2 protein-coding genes are annotated in these 1905 nt (G+C 48.7%); one reads left to right on the top strand and one right to left on the bottom strand.

Features of this window, described 5'->3' with window-relative positions:
- Positions 1 to 512: 512 nt before the first annotated feature.
- Positions 513 to 1286 carry a carbon-nitrogen hydrolase family protein gene (locus Q0231_RS09185; RefSeq protein ID WP_299347287.1) on the bottom strand — a complete coding sequence of 258 codons (774 nt, stop codon included), beginning with the start codon at positions 1284 to 1286 and terminating at the stop codon, positions 513 to 515.
- A 129-nt stretch (positions 1287 to 1415) separates the two neighbouring features.
- On the opposite strand from Q0231_RS09185, the gene Q0231_RS09180 reads away from it, so the two are divergent.
- On the top strand, positions 1416 to 1835 hold the full coding sequence (locus Q0231_RS09180; protein WP_269392260.1) for an Lrp/AsnC family transcriptional regulator: 420 nt from the start codon (positions 1416 to 1418) through the stop codon (positions 1833 to 1835).
- Positions 1836 to 1905: the final 70 nt, after the last annotated feature.

Genomic DNA, 1905 nt, shown 5'->3' with positions numbered 1-1905 from the left:
AATGAGACGTTAAACGCCTCGCGTGAAATGGCTTTTGCCTTAAAACTGAAATACCCCGAGGTGCTAAACCCTTCTATCCCCTTGCTCAGCGTTCCATCAAAACTGTTTTGATCGCCATTGATCATTTGATGATCACCCGTTTAAAGGTGAAGGTGAGAAACAATACTCACCAAACGGCTAATAAGCTGCCTTCGGTGTCAGGCTGGATTTATGCTTGCCAAGCGAGCAACTGCGACCAGTTGCCCTTTGACCCACTTTTTCTAAGTGTCACCACTCAACCCCAACACCGCGTCCGCTGTTCGCTTGGGTCTTCGAAAAAAGCTGACAAGATTGTAGGGGAAGGAAGAGGGGACGGGGATAGATTGGCGCAGCTTACTGGTGATTTTTTGTGATTTTCAGCTCAATGAGGTCAGTCAAAATATTGCGCACCGCAACTTTTTTGTGTTCCGACAACAGCAAACGGGTCCAAGCTTGATCATGCTCATATGCGCCCCTTCTTCTATCATATCTCCCTATTCAGGCACGTATCGGGGATAAGTTGCCTTGCTTTGGCGGGCGAATTCCAAATTTATCTCCACTGTAGCAAATGGTGTTTGTGGGTCGGTTGTGGCCAATATATTGCCTTCTGGATCAACGACCCATCCAAGACCACCCGCGTTGGGCGATGCCCCTTCGGGTGCCCACAAGTTTGATGATAAACAATAAGCACCCGAACATACCGCAGCTGTTTGTCCGCCAGCCAGCCACTTTTCTACCGAACCATGCGGGGTTGCGCGCGGTACGCACAAAAGGTCAGCGCGTGAAGCTGCATAATGCCGTGCCCATTCAAAAAACCACATCTCTGTGCATATCTGAACACCAAGTCGCATGCCCAAAGTTCGGCCAATTTCAAAGCTTTTTTCGCCCCGATCATACCAAGTGTTTTCCCAATAGCCTGGTTCGTCTGGCAGATAGTATTTTTCATGCAGCGGCGCAGCGCCATCTTGTTGCGACCAAATATAAGCTTCATTTCGGCGGCTGCCGTTTTCTTTAACGATGGGGCGGGTGCCCAAAACGCTCTGTGCGCCCAGTTTCGACAAATCTGCAATGTGCCGCGCATGTTCATTGACCGCATGCGCCCACTTCTTGGCATCAGGTTGCTGTTCGGCCGCAAGCCAATCGGCAAAACACATTTCTGGCAGCAGCAAGAAATCACTTTGTTGCATTTCAACGTGTTTTGCGAGTGCAGACAATTGTGCGTCCAATTGTGTGGGGCGAGGGTCTAATTGACAAACGGTGACTTTCATACTGCAATCCATTCAAAGCGTAAGCTCAATGTTGCATCGAAGGCTGTTGCCAAAAAGACAGAAAAACATTCCAATTAGAAATAATACTTGCGATAAGTCATTCATTCTTTCGAATTGTGAGTGTTCTTGATGGATGAAACAGATAGAGAGCTGATAAGGCTTTTGAGTTTAGACGCGCGGCGTCCGGCCAGCGAACTGGCCAGAGACTTGGGTGTGTCGCGACCAACGGTTCAAAACCGAATTGACAAACTAAAGGCTTCAGGAGCGATCACTCGCTTCACTATTGAATTGGGAGACCAAGCAAATGGTGCATTGATTGATGCATTGGTGCTGGTCAAGCTAAAGCCAGGTGACAGTCGAAGTGTTGTTGCCCAATTTGCAAAACTGGCCGGCGTTGAAGCCATTACCTCGTCGAACGGCGCATTTGATTTTATCCTCGAATTGCGGGTGTCATCTCTGCAAAACCTCGATCATCTGCTGGTCGACATTCGGCGCATGCCAATGGTTGCTGACACCAATAGCAGCATAAGGCTCAACAAGTTTAAGTAAGTCTTTGCTTCAGAATGGACTTTTGAGCATTTGGCCTGAAATTGTGCCCTGCCGCTGGCGCTGAGGGGAA

This window comes from uncultured Maritalea sp. (genome assembly GCF_937139385.1).
Classification (GTDB): Bacteria; Pseudomonadota; Alphaproteobacteria; order Rhizobiales; family Devosiaceae; genus Maritalea; species Maritalea porphyrae_A.
Note: the sequence above shows the minus strand (reverse complement) of the source record. Positions and strands in the feature narration are given on the sequence as shown.

Coding starts and splice junctions, on each gene's coding strand:
- Q0231_RS09180 (WP_269392260.1), top strand. CDS start 1,416: ATGGATGAAACAGATAGAGAGCTGATAAGGCTTTTGAGTTTAGACGCG.
- Q0231_RS09185 (WP_299347287.1), bottom strand. CDS start 1,286: ATGAAAGTCACCGTTTGTCAATTAGACCCTCGCCCCACACAATTGGAC.